The sequence below is a fragment of the Streptomyces sp. NPDC059832 genome (assembly GCF_042731715.1).
Lineage (GTDB): Bacteria > Actinomycetota > Actinomycetes > Streptomycetales > Streptomycetaceae > Streptomyces.
Map to the genome: position 1 here is coordinate 18,630 of NZ_JBHWIY010000012.1, position 22,877 is coordinate 41,506.

General features: G+C 71.6%; 22 protein-coding genes. 2 read left to right on the forward strand and 20 right to left on the reverse strand.

What is annotated here, in order from left to right:
• Genes ACFV8T_RS22055 through ACFV8T_RS22100 form a run of 10 tightly spaced genes read right to left on the reverse strand, consistent with a single transcriptional unit; the run spans position 1 to position 12,659 of the window.
• Positions 1-915 (reverse strand): serine hydrolase, encoded by a 915-nt coding sequence (locus ACFV8T_RS22055; RefSeq protein WP_385329929.1) that lies wholly within the window; start codon positions 913-915, stop codon positions 1-3.
• Entirely contained in the window at positions 912-2,018 is a 1,107-nt protein-coding gene (menC, locus tag ACFV8T_RS22060) for an o-succinylbenzoate synthase (protein ID WP_385329931.1), read from the reverse strand. Before menC ends, ACFV8T_RS22055 begins: the two co-directional genes overlap by 4 nt.
• A complete protein-coding gene (locus ACFV8T_RS22065) occupies positions 2,015-2,884 on the reverse strand; it encodes a GNAT family N-acetyltransferase (RefSeq protein WP_385329933.1) in 870 nt (289 codons plus the stop codon). Before ACFV8T_RS22065 ends, menC begins: the two co-directional genes overlap by 4 nt.
• Positions 2,881-4,026 carry a M20 family metallopeptidase gene (locus tag ACFV8T_RS22070; RefSeq protein ID WP_385329936.1) on the reverse strand — a complete coding sequence of 382 codons (1,146 nt, stop codon included), beginning with the start codon at positions 4,024-4,026 and terminating at the stop codon, positions 2,881-2,883. Before ACFV8T_RS22070 ends, ACFV8T_RS22065 begins: the two co-directional genes overlap by 4 nt.
• Before the next feature lies 1 nt (position 4,027).
• On the reverse strand, positions 4,028-5,398 hold the full coding sequence (locus ACFV8T_RS22075) for a serine hydrolase domain-containing protein (RefSeq protein ID WP_385329939.1): 1,371 nt from the start codon (positions 5,396-5,398) through the stop codon (positions 4,028-4,030).
• A gap of 23 nt (positions 5,399-5,421) precedes the next feature.
• A complete protein-coding gene (locus tag ACFV8T_RS22080) occupies positions 5,422-7,362 on the reverse strand; it encodes a S9 family peptidase (RefSeq protein ID WP_385329942.1) in 1,941 nt (646 codons plus the stop codon).
• Entirely contained in the window at positions 7,359-8,147 is a 789-nt protein-coding gene (locus ACFV8T_RS22085; protein WP_385329944.1) for an ABC transporter ATP-binding protein, read from the reverse strand. Before ACFV8T_RS22085 ends, ACFV8T_RS22080 begins: the two co-directional genes overlap by 4 nt.
• The gene (locus tag ACFV8T_RS22090) at positions 8,144-10,060 is read right to left on the reverse strand and encodes a dipeptide/oligopeptide/nickel ABC transporter permease/ATP-binding protein (protein ID WP_385329947.1); all 1,917 of its coding nucleotides are present in this window, start codon (positions 10,058-10,060) and stop codon (positions 8,144-8,146) included. The genes ACFV8T_RS22085 and ACFV8T_RS22090 overlap by 4 nt, the downstream gene beginning before the upstream one ends.
• Before the next feature lie 2 nt (positions 10,061-10,062).
• Positions 10,063-11,049, reverse strand: coding sequence for an ABC transporter permease (locus ACFV8T_RS22095; RefSeq protein ID WP_385329949.1), 987 nt, complete (start codon positions 11,047-11,049; stop codon positions 10,063-10,065).
• On the reverse strand, positions 11,049-12,659 hold the full coding sequence (locus ACFV8T_RS22100; RefSeq protein WP_385329952.1) for an ABC transporter substrate-binding protein: 1,611 nt from the start codon (positions 12,657-12,659) through the stop codon (positions 11,049-11,051). Before ACFV8T_RS22100 ends, ACFV8T_RS22095 begins: the two co-directional genes overlap by 1 nt.
• A gap of 241 nt (positions 12,660-12,900) precedes the next feature.
• Between ACFV8T_RS22100 and ACFV8T_RS22105 the strand changes: the two genes are divergently transcribed.
• The gene (locus tag ACFV8T_RS22105; protein ID WP_385329954.1) at positions 12,901-13,467 is read left to right on the forward strand and encodes a DUF4291 domain-containing protein; all 567 of its coding nucleotides are present in this window, start codon (positions 12,901-12,903) and stop codon (positions 13,465-13,467) included.
• 62 nt (positions 13,468-13,529) lie between these two features.
• Here the strand turns inward: ACFV8T_RS22105 and ACFV8T_RS22110 are convergent, their stop codons facing one another.
• The 4 genes from ACFV8T_RS22110 to ACFV8T_RS22125 form a co-directional block, all read right to left on the reverse strand.
• Complete coding sequence (locus ACFV8T_RS22110; protein ID WP_385329957.1) at positions 13,530-14,546, reverse strand: hypothetical protein; 1,017 nt, start codon at positions 14,544-14,546, stop codon at positions 13,530-13,532.
• A gap of 63 nt (positions 14,547-14,609) precedes the next feature.
• On the reverse strand, positions 14,610-15,626 hold the full coding sequence (locus ACFV8T_RS22115) for a phosphotransferase (protein WP_385329959.1): 1,017 nt from the start codon (positions 15,624-15,626) through the stop codon (positions 14,610-14,612).
• Between the two features lie 116 nt (positions 15,627-15,742).
• Positions 15,743-16,183: an NUDIX domain-containing protein gene (locus ACFV8T_RS22120; protein WP_385329961.1), complete on the reverse strand. Its 441-nt coding sequence runs from the start codon at positions 16,181-16,183 to the stop codon at positions 15,743-15,745.
• A gap of 130 nt (positions 16,184-16,313) precedes the next feature.
• Complete coding sequence (locus tag ACFV8T_RS22125; protein WP_266430513.1) at positions 16,314-16,823, reverse strand: DUF664 domain-containing protein; 510 nt, start codon at positions 16,821-16,823, stop codon at positions 16,314-16,316.
• A 205-nt stretch (positions 16,824-17,028) separates the two neighbouring features.
• On the opposite strand from ACFV8T_RS22125, the gene ACFV8T_RS22130 reads away from it, so the two are divergent.
• Positions 17,029-17,973, forward strand: a complete 945-nt coding sequence (locus tag ACFV8T_RS22130) for an aminoglycoside phosphotransferase family protein (protein WP_385329964.1) — start codon at positions 17,029-17,031, stop codon at positions 17,971-17,973.
• A gap of 50 nt (positions 17,974-18,023) precedes the next feature.
• Here ACFV8T_RS22130 and ACFV8T_RS22135 read toward each other — a convergent pair whose 3' ends face one another.
• The 6 genes from ACFV8T_RS22135 to ACFV8T_RS22160 all read right to left on the reverse strand — a co-directional run bounded on the left by ACFV8T_RS22135 (position 18,024) and on the right by ACFV8T_RS22160 (position 22,873).
• A complete protein-coding gene (locus ACFV8T_RS22135) occupies positions 18,024-19,133 on the reverse strand; it encodes a hypothetical protein (protein WP_385329966.1) in 1,110 nt (369 codons plus the stop codon).
• Positions 19,134-19,600: 467 nt separating this feature from the next.
• Positions 19,601-20,638 carry an MsnO8 family LLM class oxidoreductase gene (locus tag ACFV8T_RS22140; protein WP_385329969.1) on the reverse strand — a complete coding sequence of 346 codons (1,038 nt, stop codon included), beginning with the start codon at positions 20,636-20,638 and terminating at the stop codon, positions 19,601-19,603.
• A gap of 98 nt (positions 20,639-20,736) precedes the next feature.
• Entirely contained in the window at positions 20,737-20,928 is a 192-nt protein-coding gene (locus ACFV8T_RS22145; protein ID WP_385329972.1) for a DUF6381 family protein, read from the reverse strand.
• A 69-nt stretch (positions 20,929-20,997) separates the two neighbouring features.
• Entirely contained in the window at positions 20,998-21,459 is a 462-nt protein-coding gene (locus tag ACFV8T_RS22150; RefSeq protein WP_385329974.1) for a hypothetical protein, read from the reverse strand.
• 182 nt (positions 21,460-21,641) lie between these two features.
• Entirely contained in the window at positions 21,642-22,460 is an 819-nt protein-coding gene (locus tag ACFV8T_RS22155; RefSeq protein ID WP_385329977.1) for a hypothetical protein, read from the reverse strand.
• Positions 22,457-22,873 carry a hypothetical protein gene (locus tag ACFV8T_RS22160; RefSeq protein WP_385329979.1) on the reverse strand — a complete coding sequence of 139 codons (417 nt, stop codon included), beginning with the start codon at positions 22,871-22,873 and terminating at the stop codon, positions 22,457-22,459. Before ACFV8T_RS22160 ends, ACFV8T_RS22155 begins: the two co-directional genes overlap by 4 nt.
• Positions 22,874-22,877: the final 4 nt, after the last annotated feature.

The window sequence follows — 22,877 nt, forward strand, 5'->3', positions numbered from 1 at the left end:
TCACAAGGTAGTTGATCGGAGTTCGTCGACGGCGAGTGCTGCCACCTGCCCGATCACCCGGTCCGCCCGGGAATTGTGCAGGTCCGGCCTGTCGGACCGGGTGAAGACGGCCACTGCCCAGCGCCCGCCGTCGCGGTCCTCGATCACCCCGGCCTCGTTGCGCCAGCCCGGCAGCGTCCCGGTCTTGCCTGCGATGCGGTAGCTGTCGTCGAAGCCGGACCACAGTCGGTGCGGCCATATCTGCTGGGACATCACGGCCCGTACCTCGGCGCAGGCTTCGGCGGGGCCGGCCTCGTCGCGCCAGATCCGGACCAGCAGTTCCGCGATGTCGCGGGCCGTACCCCGGGTGGTGCGTTCCGGGACGCACACCGACAGCTCCAGCAGCTTCTCCGGCCCCTGCGCGGCAAGTGCCGCCATCCTCGTGTGCGCCTCGACCTCGGTGGTCACGCCGAGGTCGGCGAAGAGCGAGCCGGTCAGCTCCAGACAGCCACCGATCAAGTGGGTCCGACGCAGACCCAGTTCGGCGAGCAGCCCGTTGACGGTGTCCAGACCGACCCGGGCCAGCACCACATCGGTGGCTGCGTTGTCGCTCATAGTCAGCATCATGTAGACCAGGTCGCGCAGGCTCATCTCGACCGGGTCGGCGCAGCCGGAGGTGCCGATGCCGCCGTCGCGATAGCGCGGGTCCACCGAGTGGCGCTCGGTCCTCTCCAGCCGTCCTGCGGCGGCCTCGCGTGCGTAGGCGAGTGCGATCGGGATCTTGAACACGGAGGCGAGGCAGACCGGTTCGTCCGCCGCGACGCCGATCGTGCGGTCGCCGTCGATCTCTCGGGCGAAGAAGTGTCCCTGGACCTCGGCGTCGTCGAACGCCGTCCGGATCCTGGTCTCGACGGTGCCCGACACGGTTGCGGTCATCGGCTGATCCATTCGGTCGATTCGGTCACTGCGGCCAACTGCTCGGGGATCGGGGAGAGTCCGAGCCCGGGTGCGCCAGGCACGTCGAGATGGCCGTCCTTCAGCACGAACGGTTCGGTGATGTCGGTCCGGTAGTACCGGTCGGAGGCGGAGGTGTCTCCGGGCAGGGTGAAGCCGGGCAGTGCGGCAAGGGCGACATTCGCGGCCCGGCCGAGGCCGGTCTCCAGCATTCCGCCGCACCAGACCGGGACGCTGTGCGCGGCGCACACGTCGTGGATCCGCCGGGCCTCCAGATAGCCGCCGACCCGCCCCGGCTTGATGTTGACTACCGAGCAGGCGCCCATGGCAATCGCGTCGGCCGCCGAGCGGGCGGAGACGATGGACTCGTCCAGACAGATGGGGGTGCGCACCCGCTCGGCCAGCGCCGCGTGTCCCCGGATGTCCTCCTCGTCCAGGGGCTGTTCGATCAGCAGCAGCCCGTACGGGTCGAGCCGGGCCAGCTGTGCGGCGTCGGCGAGGGTGTACGCGGTGTTGGCGTCGACCTGGAGCAGTACGTCGTCGCCGAAGCGCTCCCGGACCGCGCGCACGGGTTCCACGTCCCAGCCGGGTTCGATCTTCAGCTTGATCCGCAGGTAGCCCTCGGCGAGATAGCCGTCGACGGCGTCGAGCAGTGCGGGGACCGAGTCCATGATGCCGACCGACACCCCGGCCGGTACCCGTTCGGCCGTCGCGCCCAGCCACTGGCCCATCGACAGATCGTGGGCGCGCAGCCAGGCGTCGAGGACGGCGGTCTCCAGAGCGGCCTTGGCCATCCGGTGGCCCTTGAAGGCGGCCAGTGCCGGGGCGACCGCCCAGGGGTCGAGCGCCGGCAGCGCGGTGAGCGCGGGCACGAGATAGCTGCGCAGCACGTCCGCCGCGGCCTCGGTGTACTCGGAGGAGTACAGCGGATCGGCCATGGTGACGCATTCGCCGTAGCCCTCGTGGTCCTCGGTCTCGACCCTGACCAGCAGGATCTCCCGGGTGGTCATCGTGGCGAACGAGGTCCGGAACGGTGCGACGAGCGGCATCGCGATCCGGCGCAGTTCCACACCGACGAGTTTCATGCCTGATTCTCCTGATGTCTGTCGATCACGTACCAGCCGTCCCGGGTGAATCCCGTGACGGTGTGTCCCTCGGCCATCAGGCCGCCGAGTACCTCGCGCAGCGCGTACCGCCATTCGCGGGCCAGGGGCGGGTCGGTCCGGCGCAGTTCCTCGGCCTCGGCGGGGATCCGGACCAGGACGGTGTCGCCGTCCCGGCGTCCGACGACGGGGCTGCCGTCGGGTTTGGCGTCCAGTCCGACCACGGCGTGGGCACCCGCGCCGTCGACGGTGACGACGCGAGGTGTGCCCGCGGCGGATCCGACGGCGTGCGCGCCGGTCAGCTCCCACCGGACCATCAGCCGGTCCGTCTCGGTCCCGGCGTTGACCTCGTCCTGCATCGCGCCATAGAAGTCGGCCAGGTACTCGCTCGGTGCCGCACCCAGTTTGGCCAGGTTGAAGTAGGCGTTACGGCTGATCAGCGGGTCGAAGGTCCAGGTGACGGTGGTGATGTCGCGGGCCAGGGCCCAGGCCCGCTGGTGCTGTTTGACCGCGAAGCCCACATTGCGGCCCCGGACGCTGTCGTCCACTCCGGCGATGTGCGAGTGCAGTCCGGCGCTGGCCAGGAAGCCCAGGCAGAAGCCGACCATCCGGCCGTCCCGGTCGACCCCGACGACATAGCTGCCGGAGTGGGCGAAGACCCGCAGCAGTTCCGGGGTGATCAGCGGGTTTCCCGGGTCGGGCCGCCAGATCCGGTCCAGTACCCGGCAGGCCTCGTGCATCTCGTCCAGGCCGTGCAGCTCCCTGAGGGTGACGCCCGCACGCTGCGCGGCCAGATCCGCGGCCGCCGTGGCGGCAGCGGTCGCGGCGTCCGCCCGCATACCGCTCATGGTTCCACCCGGCCGGGGCCGGTCGGCGATCCGCTCAGCAGCGAGGTCACCAGGGAGGCCACGAGTGCCGCGCGACGGGGCAGTTCGGCGACGATCACGTGCTCGTCGTCCGCGTGTGCCCCGCCGCCCACGGCCCCCAGGCCGTCGAGCGTGGGCGTGCCCGCTCCGGCGGTGAGGTTGCCGTCGGAGCCACCGCCGACCGCCACGCCGCGCAGTGGACCGAGACCCAGCTGCGCGTAGTGGCCGCGGGCGAGTTCGAACAGCTCCGCCGACGCGCTCTCCGGCAGCGGCGGCCGGTCCGGGCCGCCGGAGAACTTGAGCGAGGCTCCGTCGAGCACCGGCCGGAGGCCGTGCACGGCACGGTCCACCCGGTCCTGTTCGGCGGCCGTCTCCACACGTACGTCGACCAGCAGCCGGGCGGCGTCGGGCACCGTGTTGCGCGTGGTGCCGGAGGAGGTCACGGTCGGTGTCACGGTGGTGCCGGCCGCCGGATCGGCGAGAGCGGACAACGCGAGGACCTGGTGGGCGAGTTCGGTGGTCGTGTTGACACCCTTGTGGGGCTCCAGACCGGCGTGCGCGGCGCGTCCGGCGATGGTCAGCTCGTAGCCGGACATCCCCTTGCGCGCGGTCTTCAGCGCGCCGTCCTCGCTCGCCTCCAGGACGAGAACGGCCCGGGTCCGGCGGGCCTCGGCCTCGATCAGGGTGCGCGAGGTGGGGGCACCGATCTCCTCGTCGCCGGTGAGGAGTACGGAGACCCCGTCCAGGTCGTCCAGCACCGACAGGGCGTGGAACAGCTGCACCACACCGGCCTTCATGTCGAAGCAGCCGGGCCCGGTGAGCCGGCCCCCGGCGACCGCGAAGGGGTGAGTGGCCAGGGAACCCACCGGCCACACCGTGTCGAAGTGGCCGAGCAGCAGCACCCGGTCGCCGGAGCCGAAGCGCCAGCGCAGGGCGGGCCGCCCCGAGCCGTCGATCCACTCGGGCGCCGCGCCCGTCAGCCGGGTGCCGATCCCGGCGACGACGCGGGCGCAGTCGGTGACCGCGGCCAGGTCCTCGCTGGGCGACTCGGTGCGGACCAGCTCCTCGATGTCGGCCAGCAGACCCGGCAGCCCGGCCTCCAGGGCGGAAACGATCGCGGTCACGTCAGCCCACCTTGGGAGTGGCGCGGCCACCGTGGTGGATGTACGGCGTGCCGTCGGCGAGCGTGTAGAACACGACCGGGACCCAGAGCTCGAACCCCGGCCGCTGTACGACGAACAGCCCCGGCTCGACCGGGTGCAGCTCGTACTCCGTCTCCGTGTCGGGTGCCAGTTCGGCCAGCGGTCCGGTGATCCGGTTCAGCATCACCAGCCCGCCGTCCCGCTCCACGATCTCCATCCTGTTGGAGAGCCGCTGGTACACGCCGACGTAGTCGGCGGGGTCCACCGCCACCGGCTCCGTCGCCGGCTCGATCGTGGTGCGCATCGTCACCCCGGCCAGCTCCTGGACGATCTCCGCGTACACGTCCCGATAGAGGCTGGAGGTGTCGCCGCCATTGGTGAGCAGGCAGATCGCCAGGTCGGCCTCGGGCAGCACCCGCAGGAACGCGCTCTGTCCGATCGTGCCGCCGTCGTGTCCGTACACCCGGTGTCCGTCCCAGGTGTCGAGGAACCAGCCGAGCCCCCAGGCGTCGCCCAGGATGTGCGGGTCGGGAATCTCGACCTGCGGGGTCTGCATGGCGGCCACGGACTCCTCCGAGAGGAGCTTGGTGCCGTCGCCGGTGACGCCCTTGCCGAGGTGCAGCCGGGCGAACTCCAGTACCTCGCGCGGTGTGGAGCAGATCAGTCCGGCCGGTCCGGCCGAACGCATCAGCCCCCACATCGGGGCCTGCTCCGGCGGGCTCCCCAGGTGCCCGATGGCGGCACGGAAGCGCAGCACCTCCTCCGGCAGGGTCGCGGTGTGCGTCAGGCCGAGCGGCCGGTACAGGCGCTCGCGCATCAGCTCGTCCCACTGGACACCGGTCACGACCTCCAGCACCCGGCCGAGCAGTGTGAAGCCCGCGTTGCAGTACGACATGGTGGCGCCGAGCGGGTGGTTGGGGGTGGTGTCGCCCAGCAGCGCGACGTACTTCTCCAGGCAGTCGTCGCCCCGGCCGGTGTCGGTGAAGAGGTCGCCGTCGATGCCGCTGGTGTGGGTCAGGAGGTGCCGGAGCGTCACACCCTCGGTCAACTCCTCGTTCGCGAGGCGCAGTTCGGGGAGTACGGAGACGAGGGGGGCGTCCAGTTCGAGCAGGCCCTCGTCGACCAGGGCCATGGCGACCGTGGTGGTCCAGACCTTGGAGATCGAGCCGATCTGGAAGAGGGTGTTGGTGGTCGTCCCGATCCCGGCCTCGGTGTTGGCTACGCCGACGGCGGCCTCGGCGACGATCTCGCCGCGGTGCAGGATCGCGAGGCCGGCGCCGGGGACGGAGTGACGGGCCGTCAGTTCGGTGAGCCGGTCGGTCCAGCGGGCTGACAGCTCGGTGGTGTCGGTCATGTCGTGCTCCGATTCTGTTTCGTTCAGCGGTTGGTGTGCGTGGTGACCCATTCGATCAGCCTGCGGGAGTAGTCCTCCCGGTGCGAGGGCCGGCCGTCCAGGAGGAACAGATGGGAGCTGCCGGGGTACACGACCAGCCGGGCCGGCACGTCCCGGGTGCGCAGCGCGTGGAACCACTGCTCGGCCTGGCCCACCGGGCAGGTGCTGTCCGCGCCGCCGTGCAGGATCAGGGTGGGTGCGCGTACCGCGTCGGCGTGGCTGATCGGCGAGAGTTCCGTCAGCCGTTCCGGGTCGCCGATCTCGTAGTCGGCGATCAGGTGTCCTTCCTCGGAGGTGCCGGCCATGCTCTTCAGGTCGACCAGGACGCCGCCCGGCACGACGGCGGCGAAGAGGTCGCTGCGGGTGGAGAGCCAGCAGGTCAGATAGCCGCCGTAGCTGTAGCCGGTGAGCGCGATCCGTTCCGGGTCGACGAGCCCTTCGGAGACGAGGGCGGCGACCGGTTGCAGGACGTCCTGTTCGTCGGTTTCGCCCCAGGCGCCCACGGCGGCCGTGTAGAACGCCTCGCCGTAGCCGTCGCTGGCGCGGACGTTCAGCGTCAGGATCGTCCAGCCCCGCGAAGCCAGTTCCTGGTGGTAGAGGTGGACCGGATCGGAGTGCGGGGCCCAGGCGTTGTGCGGGCCGCCGTGCACGTCCACCAGCAGCGGGCCGCCCGGGGGCGTGTCCGCGGCGCGGGTGATCATGCCGTGCACGACCGTGCCGTCCGCGATGGTGAACTCGCGTTCGGTGACCGGGTGGAGGGCGATCCCGGGCAGCGACCGGGCCATGTGGTCGGTGAGCCGCGCGGGCTGCGGCCCGGCCGAGGGCAGGCCCGGTTCCCCGGACGTCCAGGAGTCCAGGTCGAGCAGCACGACCTCGGCGAAGCGCGTCGCGTCGGAGACCACGACCGCCGCACGGCCGGTCTTGGTGACGACCGAGCATCCGCTGACTCCGGTACCGGCGGGCAGCGGGGACGCGCTGATCCCGGCCGCGTCCAGCCGGAACAGGCGGGTGGCGCCCCGGTCGCGTGCGCAGAAGACGATGTCGTCGCCGTGGAACTGCGGCGGCGCGCCCGGGTATCCGGGGCCGCCGCCCATGACGTTGCGGTCCAGGGCGGCGCTGAGGGACACCGGAGCGGATCCGTCCAGCGGCTGGCGCAGCAGTTCCGAGTGGCCGACGCCGAACGTGGTCCGGCCGACGACGAGCAGCGCGGATCCGTCGGGGTACCAGCTCACCGGGCCGACGAGACCGCCCACGGGTCCGACCCGGCGGGGCTCGGACGCGTTCTCCCCGACCCCCACGACATGGGCGGCCGAGGGGCCGAACACGGCCGCGTCCGAGGTGGTCTGCGCCGGGTAGGCGAGCTGGGTGCCGTCGGGCGACCAGCTCGGCGGGCCGACGTGCCGGTCGCCCTTCGTGAGCTGTGCGACCTCGCCCGAGTCCACCTCCACCACGAACAGCTGCGTACGCAGCGACCCGATCAGGCCCGCCCCGTCCGCCTTCCAGCCGAGGGCGTCGATGACCACCGGTGCGCTGTCCGCGCGATACGTCTCGGAGGCCGCGAAGGCGATGCGTGATCCGTCCGGGCTCCAGACCGGTGTGCCCGCACCGGCCGGGCACCGGGCGGGCGTGGTGAGTGCCACGGCCTCTCCCCCGTCGGCGGACAGCAGATGGAGCTGCCCCGCGCGCAGGAAGGCCAGCCGCGCCCCGTCCGGGGACCAGCGCGGCACGGTGTCCGCCGGGCCGTGGGTGAGGCGCCGGGCCGGACCGCCCCCGCCGCGTACCTCCCAGATCGAGCGGATCACACGGTCGTTCTCGGCGTCCTGGGTGGTCAGGGTGTAGGCGACGCGTTCGCCGTCGGGGGACAGTGCGGGATCGCCGGGGATCTCGAACCGGTACAAGTCGTCGATCGTCAGTGGTCGGGTCATGACGCCTCCTCGGCGAGGGCAAAGGTGGGTACGCAGGAGATCAGGTTGCGGGTCGTCGGGTGCTCCGGGTGCTCCAGCACCCGGTCGGTGGGACCGCATTCGACGAGGTGTCCGCCGTCCATCACGGCGACCTGGTCGCAGAGGTGGCGGACGACCGCGAGGTTGTGGGAGATGAAGAGCATCGCGAAGCCCAGTTCGCGCTGGAGACGGCGGAGCAGATTGAGGACCGCGCCCTGGACGGACACGTCCAGGGCCGAGGTGATCTCGTCCGCGATCAGCACGGCGGGCCGGGCGGCCAGGGCCCTGGCCAGGGCAACCCGTTGACGCTGGCCGCCGGAGAGGGCGTCCGGGGTGAGCGCGGCACGGGCGGGGTCGAGGCCGACCAGTTCGAGGAAGCGTGCCACCTCGGCATCGCGTGCGGCGCGGCGTTCCCGGGCCGGTGCCCTGCGCCCGGTCGCCTCGCCCGGTCCGGTCCCGCCGGACAGCGCTTCGGCCACGGACGCGCCGACGGTCATGCGCGGATCGAGCGAGGCGTACGGGTTCTGGAACACCAGCTGCACCGGGCTGCGCCCGCGCCGGCGCGTGGCATCCCTCCCGTCGACCAGTACGCGTCCCGACTGCGTCGGCGCCAGTCCCACCACGGCCTTGCCGAGGGTCGATTTTCCCGACCCCGACCCGCCCACCAGTCCGGTCACCGTTCCCTCCGGCACCAGCAGGTCGACGTCGTGCACGGCGGTGAAGCGGCCGTAGCGCACCGTGATCCCGCGCAGTTCGAGTGAGCTCATGACGTCGCCTCCGCTGCGTATGACGTGGCCACGACGGGCCCATGCCCGGCCGCCGTCCCGACCGGGTACCAGCAGGCGACCTGTCGGCCCGGCCCGAAGGCGGCAAGAGCGGGGGCGGCTTCGTGGCAGCGTTCCCGGGCGCGTTCGCAGCGCGGTGCGAACGGGCATCCCTCGCCGGTCTCCCCCGGTTCCGGCGGTCGGCCGGGGATGGTCACCAGTTCCGTTCCGGGGTCCGTGGCCATGGTCGGCACGGCCCCCACCAGGGCCCGGGTGTACGGGTGGGCGGCGCCTTCGAGCAGTTCGCCGACCGGGAGATCCTCGACGATCAGGCCCGCGTACATCACCAGGACGCGTTCGCAGACCTGTGCGACGACGGCGAGGTCATGGGAGATCAGCAGCAGCGCGGCGCCGGAGTCCTCGCGCACCTCGGCGAGCAGGTCGAGCACCTGCTGCTGGACCGCCACGTCGAGCGCCGTGGTGGGCTCGTCGGCGATGATCAGTTTCGGCTTCCCCATCAGTCCCATCGCGATGACGGCCCGCTGCCGCATCCCGCCGGAGTATTCGTGCGGCCGCTGCCGGGCGCGGCGTTCCGGCGTGGGGATACGGACGGCGGCAAGCCGGTCGACGGCGCGTGCCGCGGCCTGTGCGCGGCCGGCTCCCAGGTGCACCTCGGCCACCTCGGCGAGCTGGCGGCCCACGCGCAGGGCCGGGTTCAGCGAGGCCATCGGGTCCTGGAAGACCATGGCCAGTTCGGTGCCGAGCCGTGGGTCCGCCCGCGGATCGTCCCCGTCGAAGCGGAGGGTGCCGGCCGAGACCCTGCCCGGGTACGGGACGAGATCCGCCAGTGCCAGCGCGCTCAGGCTCTTGCCGGAGCCCGATTCGCCGACCAGGCCGACCGCCTCTCCCGTGCCGATGTCCAGCGAGATCCCGCGTACGGCCTGCCGCCCGCCCGGGAACGTCACCCGCAGATCGCGCGCCCGGACCAGGGTCCCGGCGTCGCCGTCGGCGACCGGTTCGTCCGGTGTCATCGGCCGCTGCTGCGGCGCCGGCTCCGGTGCCTGTGGCGCCCGTCGGCCACCGGCCTGCGCGAGCACCTCGCCGACCAGGCCGAACATCAGCCCCGTCAGGACGACGGCCGCGCCGGGTGCCAGGGCCGCCGCCGGGTTCACGAAGATGCGGTTCAGCTGTTCGTTGAGCAGCCGCCCCCAGTCGTACTGCGGCGGCTGTACGCCGAGCCCGAGGAACGAGAGGCCGGAGAAGGCGACCAGGATGCCGCCTGTCGCCTGGGTGGCGAACAGCACCGACGGTTCGGCGATGTTGGGCAGCAGATGACGCACCACCAGCTTGAACCGGCCGACGCCGAGGATCCGGGCCGCCGCGACGTAGTCGGAACCCGCGATCGAGGCCGTCAGGTTCTGTACCAGCCGCGCCATGGGCGGGACCATGGCCAGCCCCACGGCGAACACCGCGCCGGTGCTGCCCACCCCGAAGATCGTGGCGAGGAAGAGCAGGAACAGCAGTCCCGGAAAGGCCACCAGCACGCCGACGGTCGCGGTGATCAGCCGGCCCAGGCGCCGGCCCACGACCGCCGGGGCGACGCCGAGCAGCAGCCCGCCGCCGACACCGATCACGGCGGCGAGCAGGGTGAGTCGCAGGGTCAGCCGGGTCGCCACCACGACGCGGGCGGCGATGTCCCGGCCGAGCTGGTCCGTGCCCAGCAGATGGGCGGCGCTGCTGCCCTGGTTGATCGCATCCGTATCGATCTGCGCGGCCCGGTCGCCGAGCAGCACGGGGCCGAATACGGCGACCAGTGCGACCAGCAGACAGGCGGTGAGCGCGGTGACGCCGATCGGTGTCCAAAGGGAGCGACCGAGCCGGTGCCGCAACGAGCTGTCATGGTCCTGATGAGGCATCGTCAACTCCCGCGGACGGTGGACTGGGGGTCGGCGACGGCCACGGCCACGTCGACGGCGAAGGTGATCAGCAGTGCGGCGGCCCCGTAGACCAGCACGACGCCCTGGACCAGCGGATAGTCCTTCTCGGTGATCGCCTGGACGATCGTGGTGCCGAGGCCGGGCCAGGCGAAGACGTTCTCGACCAGGACGGTGCCGGCGAGCAGCGAGCTGAACAGCAGGCCGCCCAGGGTGAGCGAGGAGGTCAGCAGATTGGGCAGCGCGTGCCGCAGATAGCGCAGCCGGGCCGGGAGCCGCTTCGCCCGTGCGGTCCGCATGTAGTCCTCGCCGAGCACCCGCAGGGTCTCCACCCGGACGATGCGTGACAGCGTCGCCGCCGGTACGACGGTCAGGGCGAGCACCGGCAGTACGTAGGAGTCCGGGCCGCCCCGCGAGGCGACCGGGAAGAGCGGCCACGCCACGGCGAACGCCGCGATCAGGCCCACCGCCAGCAGGAATTCGGGCACCGCGCCCAGGAACCCGGTGACCCCGGTGAAGGCGAGTTCACCGCGTCGCCTCCGGCCGTCCTTGGTCAGTACCGCGGCCGTCATGCCGACGGGAACGGCGATCAGCAGGATCAGAACGAACGCGGGGACGGTGATCTGCAGGGTGGCCGGGAGCCGGCTGGAGATGATCTCGGACACCGGCATCTGGGCGCCGATCGACTCGCCGAGCCTGCCCTGGAGGAGGTTCCCGACGAAGTCGCCGTACTGCTTCAGCAGCGATTGATCGAGGCCGAGCGACTGTCTGCGGGCAGCGACCAGGGCCGGGTCGGCGGTGGTGCCGAGAGCCGCCCGGACCGGATCGCCGGGGATCAGGTGGATCATCGCGAATGCGGCCGTGACCAGCGCCGCGAGCGACACCAGCAGCCGCCGGGTGCGGCGCAGGGCGAATCCGATCCACGGGTTGCGAACCCTCGCCCCCAGGGAGTCCAGGGTGATCGTCGCCATCAGTCGGCGCTCCGGCGCAGGGTGCTCGGGACGATGCCGCTGCCGTCCACCTCGAAGGTGACGCCCTTGCCGTAGTACCGGTTCGCCTTGCTGACGACCGGCACGATGTCGACGTTCTTGACCAGGGCGGCGTCGGCCGCGTTCCACAGGGCGCAGCCGGCGGCGCCGGGCTCGGCCGCGGCCTGGGCGGTGAGCCGGTGGTACTCGGGGTTGGCGATGGAGCCGAAGTTGTTGCCCTTCGGCGGCGGCGGACCGTCGTAGAACTGGGTCAGCTGGTCGGGGAGCGTGACTCCGATGGGCGCCCAGGCGATGTCCCAGTCGCCGCCGGCGAGGGTGCTGACGATGCTGCCGGAGCCCTTGGGTTCCGCCTTCGCCTTCACGCCGAAGGACGTCCACTGCTGGACGGCCAGTTCGACCGCCGAGCCGACCTGCGGCCCCTGATTGGTCGCGTAGCTGAGCCCGACGGTGAGCGGTTTGCCGTCCTTGGTCCAGGTGCCGCCGCTCTTCACCCAGCCCGCCCCCGTGAGTGCGGCGGCTGCCTTCGCCGTGTCGTGGGCGGGGAGGTTGCCCTTCACCGTGTCGCCGGAGCAGGGGGTGGGGGCGATCTCGCCTATGCCGGTCGCCGGCCTGCCCTTCCCGCCGGTGGCGACGTTTCCCAGCTGTTCGAGATCCAGCACGGAGACCAGCGCCTTGCGTACCGCGAGGTCGGCGGTCGGGCGGCCGGCGGCCTGGTTGAACAGGAGCTGTCCGAACAGCGCCTGCAGGCTCCGCTTCTTCACCTTGGCCGCGTCCAGCCGGTCCTGGTCGGCACCGTTGATGAGGGCGACATTGATCTGACCGGCCATCAGGAGGTTGGCCGCGGTCGACTCGTTGGCGACCACCTTGACCACCACCTTGCCGGGAAGGCCGGCACCGGTGGATCCGCGGGGCCCCCAACTGTACCCGTCACGCTTAACGTACGTGTAGTGGTCGCCCGGGACCGCCTCGGTCAGCCGGTAGGGGCCGCTCGCGTCGGTGGCCCTGGCCAGTGCGGTCGGCGTCGCCAGGCTCTTCTTGCACAGCAGCGGCAGCAGCCGGGCCATCTGCACGATGAACGGGGCGGGCTTCGTCGTGGTGACGGTGACCGTCCGGGCCGCCTTGTCGGCCTTGGCCACAGCGGTGACGGGGACGGAGAGGCCGAGCATCGGCGACTGGTTCTTCGGATCGGCGATGTGGTTGTACTCGGCGGCCACGTCCTCGGCGGTGAGGGCCGAGCCGTCCTCGCAGGTGACTTGGGGGCGGATGGTGAACTTCGCCGAGGTGGCCGTGGCGGACCACTTCTCGGCCACTCCCGGCACCAGCGAGCCGTCGGCGTCGATGTGCACAAGCGTGTCGTACGCGAAGGAGTTCATCGCCAGTGCAGTGCTGACCAGCGCCGTGGTGGGACTGAGGCTGCCCGGATCACCGGAGATGGCGACCACCACCGTCGAGCCGCCGGCACCCCCTGCGGATGAGTCGCCGCCGCATGCGCTCGCGGTGCCGACCAGGCCGAGCGCCGTGACCACCGCGGCCGCCGCCCGGGTTCTGCGGGCCGTTCTGTTGCCGGTCTCCGTGCCTGCGGTGCTGGCCATGGTCACCTCCGAGGGAGCGGCACGCCGCCGCCGAGTGAGGGAACACTAGGCAGCGCCGGACCGGCTCCGAGTGGTCGCGCCGCACGAAAAACCGGCTCCCCGACGGTGCTCCGCACCGAAGACGGACGCGAGGACGGGGTGATTCCGGACGGCGGAGCCCCGGCGCGGAGCCCCGGCGCGGAGCCCCGGCGGAGAGAAAATTCGATCGCCATGAAATCCGCCGACTGAAAATCTGTGGCGCATGACTTCGCAGCACCAGATACGGGCCGACTACGACGTCCGGACGATCGTCGTCTATCAGGCGTACTCGCCGGCGGTCGCCGGTCCGGCCCTGCGGGCGAAACGGTTCGTACCGCCGTTCTCGTTCAACCGGATGACCTGGATCAAGCCGTCGTTCCGCTGGCTCATGCACCGCAGCAACTGGGCGCAGAAGTCGGGCCAGGAGCGGATTCTCGCGGTACGGATCACCCGGGCCGGATGGGAGGAGGCCCTCTCGCAGGCCGTACTGACGACGGCCGACCCGTCGGCTGTCGCCCAGGCCCCCGTGCACGTCCAGTGGGATCCCGAACGTTCATTGCGGGGAGCCGCGCTCAATCACTACAGCATCCAGGTCGGGGTGGGACGCGGTCTGATCCGCAGCTTCGCCGAGGAGTGGGTCGTCGACCTCACCGACATGACGCCCCGGGTCCAGAAGATCGCGGCGCTCAGACAGAGCGGCCGGACCGCGCAGGCCCAGCGGCTGCTTCCACCCGAGCGGATCTACCCGGTGCCCCCGGCCGTCGCGAAGGGCCTTCGGATCGACGCCTGAGGCCACGGCGGCCCCGGTGCGCACACCCGCGGCACGCACCGACGCCACCGCGCCTCATCGCGCTACTGCATCACCTGGAGCGCGGTGTGCCCGAAGGACCGCTCGCAGGAGTAGACCTGCATGGTGCAGCCCCGGCCGATGGTGACCTGGGTGGGTTCCTGCGGCTGCGGGTACACCACTCCGGGTGCCGCGTCGGCGGCTTCGTCCTCGACGGGGCGCCAGTGCATTTCGTTGTCCCATTCGCCGCTGTCCACGGTCAGCAGTGGGCGGACGCCCCCACCGCAGTCCGGGCACTCCATGGGCCACGGATCGCAGAAGCTCCAGTTTCCCCAGCCACCGAGCTTCCATCCGGGCGCCACGGACAAGGCGCCCTGGTACAGGTAGTCGTGCTCTTCCTCCCAGGCCCTGACGCGTTCGGCGAGTGCCTCGTCCAGTTCGTGCGGTGCCGGGTACTCGGTGACCCGTTCGGGGTGCAGGAGGCAGGGGCCGGGCAGATAGTTCCCGTTGCCGATCACCGACGGCTCGGGCGGCGTGGTCAGCGGCGGACCGACTTCGGCGGCCCTCCGCCACACCAGACGCACCCGCGGAAGGCAGTCGTCTCCGTGGTCGAAGGGGCACCACAGCACCTGGAGCAGATCCGTCGCCCGTGGGCCCGGCCACGGGCCGTCGCCCTCGGCGGCCTGGAGGTCACGTGCATACAGCTGGGCTACTGCCAGCAGGGGAACCGGCCCGTTCTGCGGGATGCGCCGGCCGCTGTAGCCGGCCCGGTCCACGACTTCCCGCTCCTGCGGGGTGAGAATCAACCGGTTGCCCTCCGCCCGTGCCCAGGCCGCGGTCAGGACCCGGCGTTCGGCCCGCACCTCGTCGGGTGCGAAACCGAGGTGCCACGGGCCCACGTGCTCCGGGCAGGTGGGCCACGGTTCGTCCCGTGGCCACCGCAACGGCCCACCGACGGAGCTGTCCTCGACGGCCGGCCTCCCCGGGCGCGGGTGCAGCCGCACCGCCGTGCGTGCCAGCGGGGCGAGATCCGGGAACTCCTCGGTGATGTCGACCGGGCGAGGCGGCGTCGTGCGGTGCATCGGAGCAGCGTAGTGGCCCGTCCCCCGGACCGGCACACCGCTCGCCCGTCCGTCCGACCGTCCCTACAGCGGTGGCTCGGTGGCGAGTTCCAGCAGCCAGCCCGCGCTCTCCGCGTCGCCGGCCCCGCCCGCGCTGCTGGACGCGCCGGGGAAGAGCCGTCCCCAGGAGCAGGCCCGCCCGATCGCCCCGAGTCGCCAGGCCAGACTCAGCGCACGCCTCAGCTCGGCCTGCGTGCGGCCGTCGCCCGTCCACTGCTCCAGGTAGGCGTCCCGCAGTCGGGGCAGCACCTCGGGCCCGAACCGTTCACGGGCCGCACGGGCGGGGACGAGGAGGCTGCAGAACGGGTGGGCGACGGCCGCGTCGCCCCAGTCGAAGAACGTGAAACGGCCCGGCTCCGGCGCGAAGAGCTGGCCGTCGTGCAGGTCGGAGTGGTCGAGCGTATCGGCGATGCCCGCTGCCGCGAGCTCCTCGCACCACCCGGCGAGCCGGGGCCGCAACTCGCGCAGGACCTCGCGGTCGGCGGTCTCCAGTGCGGTGTTCTCCTCGACGACCCGGTCGAAGGTCTCCGGGAGCACGGTCGTGCGCGCGCCGGGGACACCGAGCCGTTCGATCTCGTCGGTGTACGGAACGAGGGCGCGTTGCATTCCGGCGTACTGCCGCAGCGGTTCCTCCCAGGCACGCGGATCAACCGCGGTGAGGGCCGCCGAGTCGAGTGCGTCACGGAAGAGCGTGCCGCCGTCCGGAAGCAGGGACCAGCCCCGGCCCGCGTCGACGGCGAGCGGTTTCAGCACGTACCCGGGCACCCAGCGGGCCAATGCCTCGGTCAGCCCCGCCTCGAAGGCGCTGGCGGGCGGGTTGGCCTTGAACCACACGACGTCGCCGCCCGCGACGGACATCCGCACCAGCACGGACCACGGCCGGAGTCTCACCTTCCGTGGCCCGGTTTCGCGCAGCCCATGTGCGGCGAGCCCGCGTTCCGCCCATCCGAAGACGGCCTCCCGCCAGTCCTGCCGTTCCCAGGGCGTCACGGCGTCCTGGTACCGCCCTCGGTCCACCACGGCCGGCGCATCACTTCGCATCGCGCCATCCCATCACCGTGCCGGTCCGGGCCTCATCCGAATTTCCGGCGACGGTACGCGGTCAGGCCCGGCACAGGGCGCAGGCGGCCTCTCCCGGACCGGGCGGGGCGAGCGGCCTACTGACGCACCGGCTGCGCGCCGATCATCGCGAGACCGTCGATCGCCGCCGGGGACAGCCGTGACTCCTCCAAGCCCGACAAGGGCATCCAGCTGACGTCGGAGGTGGAGTCATCGACCTTGGTGACCGCGAGCTGTCCCGGTTTGAGGTCGACCACGTAGAAGAGCCCCACGAGATGCCAGTTCACTCCGAGCCGGTGCGCGGTGTACGACCGCGCGTCCACCAGCCGGGCGTCGAGAAGCTCCAGGCCGGTCTCCTCGTACAGTTCACGGGCCAGCGTCTCCCGCGGCTGCTCACCGGGATCGATGCCTCCGCCGGGCAGGTGCCACAGTCCGGGCATGAAGACCGGTGAGCTGTCCGAGAGCCGGGTCAGCAGCAACTGGTGATCCGCGACGGCGAGCGCATATGCCGAGATACGTGAACGTACGTCGCTTCCCACGGGTGTCCTCCGGTCATCGAGGTCCACGGCTCCGACCGAGCCGGTCGGGACAACCTATCGATCACACAAAGGAGTTCGGACACGGGACCGCCGGCTGACGGTCGCCGGAAGTCCCGACCGCGGCCCCGGTCTACCGGCGTTCCAGCGCCCCCCGGACGAAGGCCGCCTGACCTGCGTGCTGCAGATCGTCCGAGATGACGCTGATCAGACGCACTCCGAGGCTGACCGGCGGCGACCACGCCTCGTCGACGATGCGGTCCAGAGCCGCGTCGTCGAGCCCGCGCACGAACCCGACGGTCCGCTCGTGGACCGCGTCGTGGTAGCCGAGCAGCAGTTCGGCCGAGCCCACCCGCACGGCCGCGACATCCGCGCTGCTGTGTCCGTACCCGGTGGCCTCCTTCGCGAAGGGCAGATCGAAACGGGAGGCCCAGTCCTCGGAGAACCAGACCTGCTCGACACCGGCCGCGTCCGAGACATGGTCGTCCTGGATCCGGGTGAGATGCCAGACGAGCCAGCCGATCGAGTTCGCACCGTCGTCGAGACGAGCATGGAGGTCGGCGCGTGAAAGGCCCTCGACCGCCGAGTGCACCGTCTCCCGGACGCGGCTGAACGCGTCGGTCAAAAGGTCAGCACTGTTCATGCCATCACCTTCGCCGCTGCCGGGCCCCTCCCCCGCCATCGACACGCACCGCGCACCGCAGCCGCACCGTTCACCGGCCGCGGTCTCGGCAGCGTCCGGGCATGCGCATAGAGTGGCAGCATGCTTTGACGCCTGCCCGGAAGCCGGGCACCACCATGACCTCCGTCGTACCCGATCGATTCCGGAACCGACGAAGGAGAGACACATGAGTGCCACCCACCCGATCGACGTCCCCGCCGCGTTCGCCGCGTCCTACGGCACGAACGGTGGCGCGTCCGGCCGTGCCTGGATCGCCGCGCTGCCCGGACTGGCCGCGGACTTCCTGGACCGCTGGACCCTGCGGCTGGACGGCCCCGCAGCACACGGCATGGCCTCGCTGGTGCTGCCGGTGATCCGCGGGGACGGTATGCCCGCGGTGCTGAAGCTCCAGCAGGTCTCCGAGGACAACATCGGCGCCGCGCCGGGCCTGCGGGTGTGGGACGGCAACGGGACGGTGCACCTGCTCGACCACGATCCGGACACCGGCACGATGTTGCTCGAACGGCTGGACGCGGCGAGGCCGCTGTCGGCGGTGACGGACGACATGGCCGCCGTGCAGATCCTCGCCGAGCTGATGGCCCGCCTGGTCGCGGTGCCCGCGCCGCCGGGCTTCCGGCAGTTGGCCGACATCGCCGCGGCCATGCTCGACGAGGTGCCGCGTGCCGTGCCGATGCTGCGCGACCCCGCCGAACGGCAACTGGTGCGCACCTGCGCGTCCGCGGTGGCCGAACTCCTCGGCGAACCGGGCGACCGCCTGCTGCACTGGGACCTGCACTACGACAACGTTCTCGCCGGACAGCGGGAACCGTGGCTGGCCATCGATCCCGAGCCGCTGGCCGGCGACCCGGGTTTCGAGCTGTTGCCGGCGTTGGACAACCGCTGGGCCGAGGTCGTGGCGACCGGTGACGTGGCCCGCACAGTGCTCCGCCGCTTCGACCAGCTGACCGAGGTGCTCGGCCTGGACCGGCAGCGGGCGACCGGCTGGACGCTGGGCCGCGTCCTGCAGAACGCGCTGTGGGACATCGAGGACGGCAGGACCGCCCTGGAGCCAACCCAGATCACCATCGCCACGGCCCTGTTGAGCCGTCAGGGACAAGAGCACCGCCGATAGGCCGGATTCGACGCCGGTTCGGTCCGGCAGGACGCCTTCGCGGCCACGGTCTACAGCATGGTGAACCGTTGGCGCGCCTCGTCGAACAAGCGCGGGTAGTCGCTGCCGTACGTGACCGCCGCGGCGAACAGCGCGTCGAGCGCGGCACGCAACGGGTCCGTCTCCATCGCGTCGAACAGGGCGGGCATCGCCATGGCCTGCTTCAGAATCCCTCCCCGGCTGCCGTCGGGCGAGTCCACAAGCGTGTGCGGGATCGTCCGGTCGGCGAAGAAGCGGTCCCACGTGCGCCGGAGATCGTCGAACGGCTCCGGCAGGTCGTGCCCGAGGTCGAGCGCCGCCAGCGCGGGGGCGATCCAGTCGACGCCGCTCAGACCCGCTTCCTCGTACGCGCGGTGGGCGGCCCAGCGGGCGATGGACCGCTGGGCCGCCGGTCCCGCCGCGTCCACCGCGTGCAGGAGGTCGCTGTCCAGGCGCAACAGCCCCGCCACATTGCCGCCGACCTCCCGCAGACTCCGGCTGGGCAACCGACCGCCCCATTCCTGGGCTTCGGCACGCCTCTGCGCGGCCTCCGCCGCTCGCGCCTGCTCCGCTGCCCGGCGGCGCTCGGCCCGGGTGCGCTCTTGTGGTGACGGGGGCGGCGGCAGGAGGCGCGCCTGCCGATGCCAGTAGTCCGCGGTCTCTGCCGTCTGCCTGACGATCTCGTCGGGGCGGGGTGCGGCCGGCCAGAACTGCAGCAGGTACTGATCGGCTGTCGCCTCACCGGCGAGAATGGCGAGTTCGTCCTCGCGCGCGCCGTCCATGTCACGCCCGCAGTAGCGCACCCGGTAGTCGGCCACGGGCAGATCCAGCGACACCAGGGGGCCATCACCCCACGGCAGGACGACCGTGGACTCGGAAGCGGGCCGGAACGCAACCTCGACCACGTCCTCCCAGCCGGCGTCGAGCGCGGGTACGGTGTCGTGCACCTCGACGGTCAGCCCCACTTCCCCGGTGTGCAGGCCCGTGGTCAGAAACAGATATCCGGGCACCGCGGCTCCGCAGAGCCCATTGGCCTGCCCGGCGCTGGGCTCCGGCCCATCCGGGTCGTCCGTGTCAGGCCTGCTCTCCACATAGAACTGCCCATAACTGACGTGCAGTTCCCCGCAGTACACTGTTCGCATGCCCGCCCCTTTGCCGGTTCCCGGTATCCGGGCCAAAGTATGCGGGCCGGGTCCGACAGTGCCGGTGGTCCCGGAGCATCGCGGCCGGGAGACCGCTCCGCCGCCTGCCTCGGGCGGCCTTCTGCCTGTGACGGAGGATCGAGGTCGCAACGGTACGTGCTCGCCGCTTCTGGGCATCGGGGGTGCGGCCGGGTCCGGATGTCCATTGCTGCCGTCCGCCGGCCCGCCGTGGATCCGGTTCTTCCCCGTCCACCTGGTCGTGCCCCCTCGGGATCTGTGCGATCGTCTCCGGCGTCGACGCGTCGCACAACATGCGGGGGCTGGAAGATGCCGACCGCCTCCGTGCGCGGGCCGGGGTCGTTCTCGGCTCAATGGCCGTCGTCGTCCCGGTCGCGGTCGTTGCCTGGGCCTGGTGGGCGCTCAGCCGTCCGCACGGCTGACCGGGCCGCGCCGCTCGCCGGGTGCTGTCACCCGAGTGCGCCGGGCGCTCCGCGCCGGGGGGTCAGCCGCGCGATCCGGGCCAGCCGGCGCAATGAGCCGACCAGAGCCGCGCGGTCGTACGTACTGGTCGTGACGAGCACCTCGTCGGCACCGGTCTCCTTGATGACCGTTTCGAGCTCCGTGGCGACTTCGTCCTCCGTGCCGTGGAGGTGTCCGCGCAGCCCGTCCTCGTAGAATCGGCGCTCCTTCTCCGTCATGGTCCGCGCCTCGACCCGCTCGACGGGGGCGAGCGGCGGGAAGACGCCGTGGGTCCGGGAATGGGCCATGGACCACGCTTCCGGGATCAGGATTCGGCGGGCCTCCGCCGCGCTCCCGGCGAGCGCGATCGTGCCCGCCACGACCACATAGGGCTCTGCGGCCCAGGAGGAGGGGCGGAATTCCCGGCGGTAGCGCTCGACGGCGCGCAGCAGCTTCTCCCGGCCGCGGAGGTCTCCGACCACCAGCGGCAGGCCGGCCGCGGCCGCGATGCCAGCGCCCTCGCCGGTGGCCAGCAGGAACGGGGGTATGCGCAGGCCCTCGGCGGGCAGGGCATGGACCTGCGGGTGGGCCCGCTGTGTGCCGTCCAGCCAGCCGAGCAGTTCGGTGAGCTGCCCGGAGAAGCCCTCGGCGGCCGATCTGTCCCGGCCGAGCGCCCTGCGGATGCCGTCGGTGAAGCCCACGGAGCGGCCGAGGCCCATGTCGATCCGGCCGGGGAACAGGGACTCCAGTACGCCGAACTGCTCTGCCACCAGCAGCGGTTGATGATTGGGCAGCATCACGCCGCCGGTACCGACCCTGATGATGGAGGTGGCGGCCGCGACGGCCGCGGCCAGGACGGTGGGCGCCGAACCGGCGACGCCCGGCACGCTGTGATGCTCGGAGACCCAGAACCGGTGGTACCCGAGCGCTTCGGCCTCCTCGGCGAGACGCACCGAGTCACGCAGCGCCTCCGGACCGTCGTGCCCCTCACGGATGCGGGAACGGTCGAGCACGGAGAACCGGGTGGATGCGATCACTGAACTCACATCCTTGTTCAACGTCCGGGGCGCGTCAGGATTCCCCCGGCCCCGTACGGAGTCCTGCCGGTGCGGGGCCGGGGGAACGGCGGCAGGCCTGCCCGGCTTCACTCCATGGGGTAAATGTCCCCGCTCGCCATGCCGCTGACCTGCTCACTCTCCGATTCGATCCGGCTGGCCTTCTCCTTCAGACGCCGGCGTTCCTCGGGGTCGGTGGTGCGCTCGGCTTCGTCCTTCAGGTTTTTCGCCTTGGCTCGCATCTGCCGCACGCGACTGCGCAGTTCGTCCGACTCACTCATGATCACTCCTTGGATGTGCGGGACCCGCCACGGGACCGGGCGTCGCCCGTCCGGTCCCCGGCCGAGGTGTCAGGATCGGGAGCGGCGCCATGGACAACTGGACGCACGCGCGCGTGAACAGCGGGCCTTGGAGCTCAGGAAACCGAGACCGATGCCCAGCATCCAGAAGTCCTTGGCCATCGGGATGCCGTTCTGGGTGGGCCGGAGGCTTCCGGGCTCCCGCAGCCCGGGAACCCTCAGATACAGACCGATCAGGCCCCCGGAGAATCCGGTCAGCGCCAGCCCGGCCAGCCGGGTCGGCACGAACGGGGCGAGCAGCGTTCCGCCGACCGCGATCTCCGACCAGGCGAGCAGTCGGGTGAACCGCTCGGGCTCGATCTTCTTCAGGAACGGGTAGGCGACACAGGCCATGCCGTGCAGGCCCTCGGCCGTCTCCGCGTCGGCTTTCAGCATGCCCAAGCCGGAGTTCAGGATGAACGCGCCGGTGGCGAGGCGAGGGGGCACATCACGCGGTTCGACAGTCGTCGTCATGGGAGCCTCCGTCCTGTACTGGGCCCCTCGTCGAGCTTAGCCAGTAGGTGCCGGTGGCGCTTCACAAGGAGAGCCCCGACCGCGGGCCCGGCGTCGTGACCTCCGCCGCCGGACCCGCCCCGGGTCAGGTGATCGGGCCCGACGCGGGGGATCGGACGAGCTATGGTTCCGGATTCAAGGATTCAGCCCGTTGTGGGCGCTTCCGCCGTGGCCGCATTGCCCGCCACCGTGACCCGCTGTCCCCGGCTCGTGGTCTGCGAGGTGGTGCTCAGGCAGCTTCCGGACGACGGATCGGTGACTGCGGGAAGGCTGCCCGTATGGGCCACGCCCGCCTCGGTGCCGACCGGTTTTCCGTATGTCGCGGTGACCCGCTGGCCGCAGCCGGCCGAGAGGTAGGGCTCGATGAAGCCCTGATCGGCGTTCTTGAACCGGCCGGAGGCGGACGGAAGCCCGAAACTGCCGATGTGTGCCACCGGCGCTCCGGTCGCCGTCTCGACGACATCCCCGGTCATGAGCTGCGTCGCCCCGCTCACGGAGGCCCGCTCGAGCACCAGCGAGTACATCGTCCCCGGTGTGTAGCGGAAGCGGACCGCACAGCTCACTCCGGCGCCGCCGTCGGCTCCGTAGGTGCAGTGGTCGTCCGTTGTCGTGGCATCGGCGTTGAAGGAGCTGAAGATCGCCTGAAGTACGCGGTTCCCGTTCGCGTCGACGGGCTTGGGCTGGAAACCGGCGTAGGGGCGCGTGCCGCTCTCCAGGGTGGTGTAGTAGGCGAAGTAGATGCCGGACGCGTCCGGCGCGGAGTCCACGGCCATCGGAAGCGTCAGCGTGGTCACGGGCGTGGGTGCGTTCGTGGTCCAGCGCAGGGTGGGCGTCGAGGCCCACGACTGCCCTGCCGCGCCGAGGGCGAGCAGCGTGGTGGCGGCGAGGACCGTGCCCGACCGCACGAGGCGGCGCAGCTGTCTGCGGGCGGGGGTCCCGGAGTAAGTGTTTGTGGTGCTCATGTCATCCTCTTTCGGTCGGTGAGCTTGCCGGGATCGACGGGCGGCTTGGGCAGCCCCAGCGCGGCGGGGGCGGCAACTCCCGCGGAGTCGATCGGCGCGCGGGCCAGTCGCATACGCTCCCTCTCGGCGTCCGGAAACGCCTCGATCAGCAGCGTGTTCCCGGGGCCGTGCCCGGCCTGCCCCCCGATCCGTTCCCGGGTCCGGTCCCCGGCCTGCCGGGCAGCGGCGGAACCCGCGCCCAGCAGGGTCGCCGCACCGGCACCGGCCAGGGCGCCCAGGATCGCCCGACGGCTCATGGCACGGAGGACGGAGCCGTCCGGCGCTCCGGAAGCCGGCCCCGTGTCGTGTTCGGACAGCGGCGAGGCGGCGGCGAGATGAGCCGGAGTGGTGAACGGTGTTCGGGCAGGGCGCATCCGG

Excerpts from the sequence above, each read along its gene's own strand:
- ACFV8T_RS22055 (WP_385329929.1), bottom strand. The coding sequence starts at position 915 with ATGACCGCAACCGTGTCGGGCACCGTCGAGACCAGGATCCGGACGGCG.
- menC (WP_385329931.1), bottom strand. The coding sequence starts at position 2,018 with ATGAAACTCGTCGGTGTGGAACTGCGCCGGATCGCGATGCCGCTCGTC.
- ACFV8T_RS22065 (WP_385329933.1), bottom strand. The coding sequence starts at position 2,884 with ATGAGCGGTATGCGGGCGGACGCCGCGACCGCTGCCGCCACGGCGGCC.
- ACFV8T_RS22075 (WP_385329939.1), bottom strand. The coding sequence starts at position 5,398 with ATGACCGACACCACCGAGCTGTCAGCCCGCTGGACCGACCGGCTCACC.
- ACFV8T_RS22080 (WP_385329942.1), bottom strand. The coding sequence starts at position 7,362 with ATGACCCGACCACTGACGATCGACGACTTGTACCGGTTCGAGATCCCC.
- ACFV8T_RS22085 (WP_385329944.1), bottom strand. The coding sequence starts at position 8,147 with ATGAGCTCACTCGAACTGCGCGGGATCACGGTGCGCTACGGCCGCTTC.
- ACFV8T_RS22090 (WP_385329947.1), bottom strand. The coding sequence starts at position 10,060 with ATGCCTCATCAGGACCATGACAGCTCGTTGCGGCACCGGCTCGGTCGC.
- ACFV8T_RS22095 (WP_385329949.1), bottom strand. The coding sequence starts at position 11,049 with ATGGCGACGATCACCCTGGACTCCCTGGGGGCGAGGGTTCGCAACCCG.
- ACFV8T_RS22100 (WP_385329952.1), bottom strand. The coding sequence starts at position 12,659 with ATGGCCAGCACCGCAGGCACGGAGACCGGCAACAGAACGGCCCGCAGA.
- ACFV8T_RS22105 (WP_385329954.1), top strand. The coding sequence starts at position 12,901 with ATGACTTCGCAGCACCAGATACGGGCCGACTACGACGTCCGGACGATC.
- ACFV8T_RS22110 (WP_385329957.1), bottom strand. The coding sequence starts at position 14,546 with ATGCACCGCACGACGCCGCCTCGCCCGGTCGACATCACCGAGGAGTTC.
- ACFV8T_RS22115 (WP_385329959.1), bottom strand. The coding sequence starts at position 15,626 with ATGCGAAGTGATGCGCCGGCCGTGGTGGACCGAGGGCGGTACCAGGAC.
- ACFV8T_RS22125 (WP_266430513.1), bottom strand. The coding sequence starts at position 16,823 with ATGAACAGTGCTGACCTTTTGACCGACGCGTTCAGCCGCGTCCGGGAG.
- ACFV8T_RS22130 (WP_385329964.1), top strand. The coding sequence starts at position 17,029 with ATGAGTGCCACCCACCCGATCGACGTCCCCGCCGCGTTCGCCGCGTCC.
- ACFV8T_RS22135 (WP_385329966.1), bottom strand. The coding sequence starts at position 19,133 with ATGCGAACAGTGTACTGCGGGGAACTGCACGTCAGTTATGGGCAGTTC.
- ACFV8T_RS22145 (WP_385329972.1), bottom strand. The coding sequence starts at position 20,928 with ATGAGTGAGTCGGACGAACTGCGCAGTCGCGTGCGGCAGATGCGAGCC.
- ACFV8T_RS22150 (WP_385329974.1), bottom strand. The coding sequence starts at position 21,459 with ATGACGACGACTGTCGAACCGCGTGATGTGCCCCCTCGCCTCGCCACC.
- ACFV8T_RS22155 (WP_385329977.1), bottom strand. The coding sequence starts at position 22,460 with ATGAGCACCACAAACACTTACTCCGGGACCCCCGCCCGCAGACAGCTG.
- ACFV8T_RS22160 (WP_385329979.1), bottom strand. The coding sequence starts at position 22,873 with ATGCGCCCTGCCCGAACACCGTTCACCACTCCGGCTCATCTCGCCGCC.